The organism is Pseudomonas sp. SDO55104_S430, assembly GCF_054070595.1.
The window spans coordinates 1-7091 of record NZ_JBSVXG010000264.1 but is presented as its reverse complement, the minus strand read 5'-3'; the positions used below and the strand labels follow the sequence as shown (position 1 = coordinate 7091).

Annotated in this window: 6 protein-coding genes; 3 read left to right on the top strand and 3 right to left on the bottom strand. The window is 62.2% G+C overall.

Features of this window, described 5'->3' with window-relative positions; genetic code table 11:
- Positions 1–73: 73 nt before the first annotated feature.
- A complete protein-coding gene (locus ACW9JE_RS26970; RefSeq protein ID WP_224541834.1) occupies positions 74–319 on the bottom strand; it encodes a DUF1127 domain-containing protein in 246 nt (81 codons plus the stop codon).
- A gap of 179 nt (positions 320–498) precedes the next feature.
- On the opposite strand from ACW9JE_RS26970, the gene ACW9JE_RS26965 reads away from it, so the two are divergent.
- Positions 499–1932 (top strand): aminotransferase-like domain-containing protein, encoded by a 1434-nt coding sequence (locus tag ACW9JE_RS26965; RefSeq protein ID WP_224541832.1) that lies wholly within the window; start codon positions 499–501, stop codon positions 1930–1932.
- A gap of 59 nt (positions 1933–1991) precedes the next feature.
- Positions 1992–3560: a phospholipase D family protein gene (locus tag ACW9JE_RS26960; RefSeq protein ID WP_457434492.1), complete on the top strand. Its 1569-nt coding sequence runs from the start codon at positions 1992–1994 to the stop codon at positions 3558–3560.
- Positions 3561–3585: 25 nt separating this feature from the next.
- Here ACW9JE_RS26960 and ACW9JE_RS26955 read toward each other — a convergent pair whose 3' ends face one another.
- Positions 3586–4728, bottom strand: a complete 1143-nt coding sequence (locus tag ACW9JE_RS26955) for an MFS transporter (protein WP_457434491.1) — start codon at positions 4726–4728, stop codon at positions 3586–3588.
- 190 nt (positions 4729–4918) lie between these two features.
- Positions 4919–6412: an aldehyde dehydrogenase gene (locus ACW9JE_RS26950; protein ID WP_457434489.1), complete on the bottom strand. Its 1494-nt coding sequence runs from the start codon at positions 6410–6412 to the stop codon at positions 4919–4921.
- Positions 6413–6647: 235 nt separating this feature from the next.
- On the opposite strand from ACW9JE_RS26950, the gene ACW9JE_RS26945 reads away from it, so the two are divergent.
- Complete coding sequence (locus tag ACW9JE_RS26945; protein ID WP_457434488.1) at positions 6648–7010, top strand: cupin domain-containing protein; 363 nt, start codon at positions 6648–6650, stop codon at positions 7008–7010.
- Positions 7011–7091 lie beyond the last annotated feature (81 nt).

The following is a 7091-nucleotide window of genomic DNA, read 5'->3' as shown; positions in this document are numbered from 1 at the left end:
CTACAGGGTTCACGCCAGAACGTTGTAGGAGCGAGGCTTGCCCGCGAAGAGGCCCGAATGTTCACCAAAAAAATCAAATTCTCCAGAACGGCTTAAGCCCCTCTTCCCGCGCCTGCTCACGGGTCAGCCCGACATCCTTGAGCTGCTCCGGCGTCAGCGCCAGCAACGCCTTGCGCGTGTGCAGGCGCTGCCAGAACAGGTCCCAGCGACTCAGGTCAGCGCGCACATTGCGCATCACCACATGGCGCGCATTGCCATCTTGCCCGATCTCCAGTTCCTGACTGCGTAACGTCAGCCGCACATCGCTCAAACCGTTCATCTTGAATGCTCCTGTTTACTTGGGTAGCCAGAGGTTTCATGATGCGCGGACGGCGAAAAGCATTACAGATCCAACGAAACTGTATTATTTCCATACAGATTTACCGCTATAGGCTCTGAATCCTGATTTTTCGCCCCATCTGTACTGGTTAACCGAATCACCTCTATCGAGACTGCGCCATGACTCTCTACGTCAACCTCGCCGAACTGCTCGGCACGCGTATCGAACAGGGCTTCTATCGCCCAGGTGACCGGCTGCCGTCGGTGCGGGCGTTGAGCGTGGAGCACGGGGTCAGCCTGAGCACGGTGCAGCAGGCCTACCGCATGCTGGAAGACAGCGGGCTGGCCACGCCGAAACCCAAGTCGGGCTATTTCGTGCCGGTCAGTCGTGACCTGCCGGAGCTGCCGGCGGTGGGTCGCCCGGCGCAGCGGCCTGTGGATATTTCCCAGTGGGATCAGGTGCTGGAGCTGATCCGCGCGGTGCCGCGCAAGGATGTGGTGCAGCTGGGCCGGGGCATGCCGGACATCACCACCCCGACCCTCAAGCCCCTGCTGCGCGGGCTGGCGCAACTGAGCCGCCGCCAGGATATGCCCGGTCTGTATTACGACAACATTCACGGCCACCTCGAACTGCGCGAACAGATCGCCCGCCTGATGCTCGATTCCGGCTGTCAGCTCGGCCCCGGCGACCTGGTAGTGACCACCGGTTGTCACGAAGCGCTGTCCACCAGCATCCGCGCCATCTGCGAGCCGGGAGACATTGTGGCCGTTGACTCCCCCAGCTTTCACGGCGCCATGCAGACCCTCAAGGGCCTGGGCATGAAAGCTTTGGAAATCCCCACCGACCCGCTCACCGGGATCAGCATCGACGCGCTGGAACTGGCACTGGAGCAATGGCCGATCAAGGCCATACAGTTGACCCCCAACTGCAACAACCCGCTGGGCTACATCATGCCGGAGTCGCGCAAGCGTGCGTTGTTGACGCTCGCACAGCGTTTTGACGTAGCGATCATCGAGGACGATGTGTATGGCGAACTGTCCTACACCTACCCGCGCCCGCGCACGATCAAATCCTTCGACGAGGACGGCCGCGTCCTGCTGTGCAGTTCATTTTCCAAGACCCTGGCCCCCGGCCTGCGCATCGGCTGGGTAGCCCCCGGCCGCTATCTGGAACGGGTGCTGCATATGAAATACATCAGCACCGGCTCCACCGCGCCGCAACCGCAGATCGCCATCGCCGAATTCATCAAGGGCGGGCACTTCGAACCGCATTTGCGGCGGATGCGCACGCAATATCAGCGCAATCGCGACATGATGATCGATTGGGTCACCCGCTACTTTCCTGCCGGCACCCGCGCCAGTCGTCCGCAAGGCAGCTTCATGCTCTGGGTCGAACTGCCGGAAGGCTTCGATACCCTGAAACTGAATCGTGACCTGCACGACCAGGGCGTACAGATTGCCGTCGGCAGTATCTTTTCCGCCTCGGGCAAGTACCGCAATTGCCTGCGCATGAACTACGCTGCCAAACCAACGGCACAGATTGAAGAAGCCGTGCGCAAGGTCGGCGCCGCGGCGATCAAGCTGCTGGCGGAAACTGACGGGCTGATCGACTGATCATTGCGCAATGGATGCGGTCAATATTGCCAACCACTGCCGCCTCGGAACGATCCTACGTGATAGTCAGACAATCCCTGCTTGCTCTGGTGTTACTTGCTTCGATCCTCGGCGGCTGCGCCAGCTACGGCGTGCAGCGCGAACCGAGCCAGGCGTTGCCGGCAAGCGCTTCGGCCTTTGGCCGCTCGGTCCAGGCCCAGGCCGCGACCCACGAAGGCAAATCCGGCTTTCGCCTGCTGTCCGACAGCACCGAAGCCTTCACCGCCCGCGCCGAGCTGATCCGCAACGCCCAGGGCAGCCTCGATTTGCAGTACTACATCGTCCATGACGGCATCAGCACGCGCATGCTGGTGGAAGAACTACTCAAGGCCGCCGACCGCGGCGTGCGCATCCGCATCCTGCTCGACGACACCACCAGCGATGGCCAGGACGTCACCATCGCCACCCTGGCGGCGCACCCGCAGATCGAGATTCGCGTGTTCAACCCCTTGCACCTCGGGCGCAGCACGGGCCTGACGCGCACCACGGGACGCCTGTTCAACCTGTCGCAGCAGCACCGGCGCATGCACAACAAGCTGTGGCTGGCCGACAACAGCATGGCCATCGTCGGCGGGCGCAATCTGGGGGACGAGTATTTCGATGCCGAGCCCAATTTGAACTTCACGGACATCGACATCCTGGGTGTCGGCCCGGTGGCAGAACAGTTGGGCCACAGCTTCGACCAGTACTGGAACAGCGCCCTGAGCAAACCGATTGATACGTTCGTCTCCAGTAAACCGACCGCCAAGGATCTGCAGGATTTCCGCACCCGTCTGGAACAGTCCCTGGAAGAATCGCGCAAGCAGAACCACGCGCTCTATCAGCAACTGATGGCCTTCGCCACCGATCCGCGTCTGGACATCTGGCGCAATGAACTGATCTGGGCCTGGAACCAGGCCTTGTGGGATGCGCCGAGCAAGGTGCTGGCCAGGGATGAGCCAGACCCGCAACTGCTGCTGACTACCCAGTTGGCGCCGGAGCTCAACGGGGTCAGCAAGGAGCTGATCATGGTGTCGGCCTATTTCGTACCGGGTCAGCCGGGGCTGGTGTATCTGACGGGGCGCGCCGATGCCGGCGTGTCGGTGCGATTGCTGACCAATGCGCTGGAAGCCACGGACGTGCCAGCGGTGCATGGCGGCTATGCGCCTTATCGCAAGGCGTTGCTGGAGCACGGCGTGCAGCTTTTCGAACTGCGGCGGCAGCCGGGGGATGATGGTGGAAGCGGGCCTCGGCTGTTTTCCACCAAGTCCTACGGAGATTCCGACTCGAGCCTGCACAGCAAGGCGATCGTCTTCGATCAGAAAAAGGCTTTTATCGGATCATTCAACTTCGACCCGCGCTCAGTGCTGTGGAACACCGAAGTCGGCGTGCTGGTGGACAGCCCCGAACTCGCAGCCCGCGTGCGCGAACTGGCGCTACAGGGCATGGCGCCGGCCTTGAGTTATCAGGCGAAACTGGAGAATGACCAGGTGGTCTGGGTCACCGAGGACGATGGCAAGATGCACACCCTGACCAAGGAGCCTGGCAGCTGGTGGCGGCGCTTCAATGCCTGGCTGAGCAATACCGTGGGGCTAGAGCGGATGTTGTAGCACCTGCGGCAGCTGCTGCAAAAAATCATGCAGCCTGAACCGACCCAAACGCCCCCTGCCGCGACAGCAGAATCACCAACCCGAACGCCCCCGCCGCCATCAGCAACGGCAACGCATGCCCGCTGATCCACTGGCTGCCCGCCCCGGCAATCAACGGTCCCAGCAGACAACCGATCCCCCACAGCTGAGCAATGTGCGCATTGGCCCGAACCAGTGCATCGTCGCGATAACGCTCGCCGATCAGGATCAGCGACAAGGTAAACAACCCGCCGGCACTGGCACCGAACAGCACCCACAGCGGCCAGATCAGCAGCGTGTCGAGCAGCAGCGGAATGGTCAGGCTCGATACCAGCAGGACCACGGCACAACCGGTGAACAGGGAGCGTCGCGAGATGCGGTCCGCCAGGGCGCCGATGGGCAGTTGCAGCAACGCATCCCCGACTACTACGGTGCTGACCATCGCCAGAGCGATCTCTGTGGTAAAGCCTTGCTGCAGGCAATACACCGGCAACAAGGTCAGGATCATCGCTTCGAAGGCGGCGAACAGCGACACCGCCCAGCCAATTGCCGGCAGGCCGCGGCAGAAGCTGAACAAATCCCCGAAGGTCACGCTGCAGGCTTCGCTGTTGGGCGCGCCGCTGCGACCCAGCAACAGGAACGGCGACGCCACCAGCAGACCGACGCCAACCCAGAATCCGTAATCATGCTCAGTGCCCAGCACGCCCAGCAGTATCGGCCCGGCCAACTGGCTGAGCGCGTAGCTGCTGCCGTACAGCGCCACCAGTCGCCCGCGCCATTCCTCGACCACCAACTGGTTGATCCAGCTCTCGCCGAGGATGAACACCAGGGTCAGGACCACGCCGATCATCAGGCGCAGGGTCAGCCACACCGGGTAGCTCGGCAACAGCGCCAGCAAACCGATGGACAGCGCCCCGCCCCACAGACACAGGCGCATCAGGTTGGCCGTGCCGAAGCGCGCCGCCAGGTGGCTGGAAATCTTCGCGCCCAACAGCACGCCGATGGCCGGCATGGCCGCCATCACGCCTATCGCGAACGAGCCATAACCCCAGCTTTCCAGGCGAAATGACACCAGCGGCATGCTGACGCCCAAGGCCAGGCCGACACTCAAGACAGACGCCAACACGGCGAAATACGTCGCCCAACGCATGTTCCACGCTCCTGTGGATAATTATTTTTTCAGACTACGCATAACAAATGTGGGAGCGGGCTTGCTCGCGAATGCGGCCTGTCAGTCAACATCTGTGCTGAATGACACAACGAATTCGCGAGCAAGCCCGCTCCCACATGGGATTTGCGTGGTTCAGGAGCCTGACGGATCGCCAGGCTCCCTCACTGGCTTACAACTTGATCCAGGTCGCCTTCAGCTCGGTGTACTTGTCGAACGCGTGCAGCGACTTGTCGCGACCGTTGCCGGACTGCTTGAAGCCACCGAACGGTGCAGTCATGTCGCCGCCATCGTACTGGTTGACCCAGACGCTACCGGCACGCAGGGCACGGGCGGTCAGGTGGGCCTTGGAGATGTCGGCGGTCCATACCGCAGCGGCCAGGCCGTACGGGGTGTCGTTGGCGATGGCCACGGCTTCTTCGGCGTTGTCGAAGGTCAGGACCGACAGCACCGGGCCGAAGATCTCTTCCTGGGCGATCTTCATCGCGTTGCTCACGCCGTCGAAAATCGTCGGTTCGACGTAGGTGCCACCGGATTCCTGCAAGGCCCGCTTGCCACCGGCCACCAGCTTGGCGCCATCGGCATGACCGGACTCGATGTAGGACAGCACGGTATTCATCTGCTGGGTGTCCACCAGCGCACCGACGTTGGTCGCCGGATCCAGCGGGTTGCCCGGCTTCCAGGTTTTCAGCGCCTCGATCACCAGCGGCAGGAATTTGTCCTTGATGGAACGCTCCACCAGCAGACGCGAGCCCGCGGTGCAGACCTCGCCCTGGTTGAACGCAATGGCGCCCGCAGCGGCTTCGGCCGCAGCCTGCAGATCCGGAGCATCGGCGAACACGATGTTCGGGCTCTTGCCGCCGGCTTCCAGCCAGATGCGCTTCATGTTCGACTCGCCTGCGTAGATCATCAGTTGCTTGGCGATCTTGGTCGAACCGGTGAACACCAGGGTGTCGACGTCGTTGTGCAGGCCCAGGGCCTTGCCGACGGTGTGGCCGTAGCCTGGCAGCACGTTGAGCACGCCTTTCGGAATGCCGGCCTCGACGGCCAATGCCGCGATGCGGATGGCGGTCAGCGGGGATTTTTCCGAAGGCTTGAGGATTACCGAGTTACCGGTCGACAGCGCAGGGCCCAGTTTCCAGCAGGCCATCATCAGCGGGAAGTTCCACGGCACGATGGCCGCGACCACGCCCACCGGCTCACGGGTCACCAGACCCAGTTGATCGTGCGGGGTGGCCGCCACTTCGTCGTAGATTTTGTCGATGGCTTCGCCGCTCCAGCTCAGGGCTTGCGCCGCGCCGGGAACGTCGATGTAGAGCGAATCGCTGATCGGCTTGCCCATGTCCAGGGTTTCAAGCAGGGCCAGTTCCTCGGCGTGCTTTTTCAGCAGGCCGGCGAAGCGGATCATGGTGGCTTTGCGCTTGGTCGGCGCCAGGCGCGACCAGACGCCGGAATTGAAGGTGGCGCGAGCGTTTTCCACAGCGCGCTGGGCGTCGGCGGCGTCACAGCTGGCAATCTTGCCCAGCAGACGGCCATCGACCGGGCTGATGCACTCGAACGTCTCGCCGGAAACGGCATCGGTGTACTCGCCATTGAGGTAAGCGCGGCCTTCGATCTTCAGGTCGCGAGCCTTTTGTTCCCAGTCGGCACGAGTCAGGGTGGTCATACGAGTGTCCTCCTCTTGTTGAATACGACACCCGCGTTCTTCGCGGGCGCTGTCAGGAATTCCGCCCGTCCAGCCTGCTTTTCGGCTCAGGGCATCCGCCACCCTAAACCAGCGGCAGGTGAAGTTTCAATATATTTGACATAAGGCTGGCAAACGGCCTTGCGACGTTCAATTTAATAAACATAGACTCTCGATCTATCTACCACTCGCGTCGCATTCACGGGGGAATACAACAATGAGCATCCAGAACGTCGTCGACTTCAGCCAGGCCACCACCGCCGCCGAACGCTACCGCCCTGACCCGGCGAAGGTGCTCAAGGGCGATCCGGAGCAAGTGGTGTACAACCACTACAACAGCCCTTGCGGCCAGTTGAATGCTGGTGTGTGGGAAGGCGCCGTCGGCCACTGGACGGTGAACTTCACCGAACACGAATACTGCGAGATCGTGCAGGGCGTTTCCGTACTGCGCGATCTGGATGGCAATGCCAAGACCCTGCGGGTGGGCGATCGCTTCGTGATCCCGGCGGGTTTCCGCGGGACCTGGGAAGTGCTGGAGCCTTGCCGCAAGATTTATGTGGCGTTTGAGCAGAAGGCCTGAGGATTTTTGTTGAATCGGCCGGCCTCTTCGCGGGCAAGCCTCGCTCCTACAGGGGCTGCGGTGTGTCCACAGCCCCGAGGG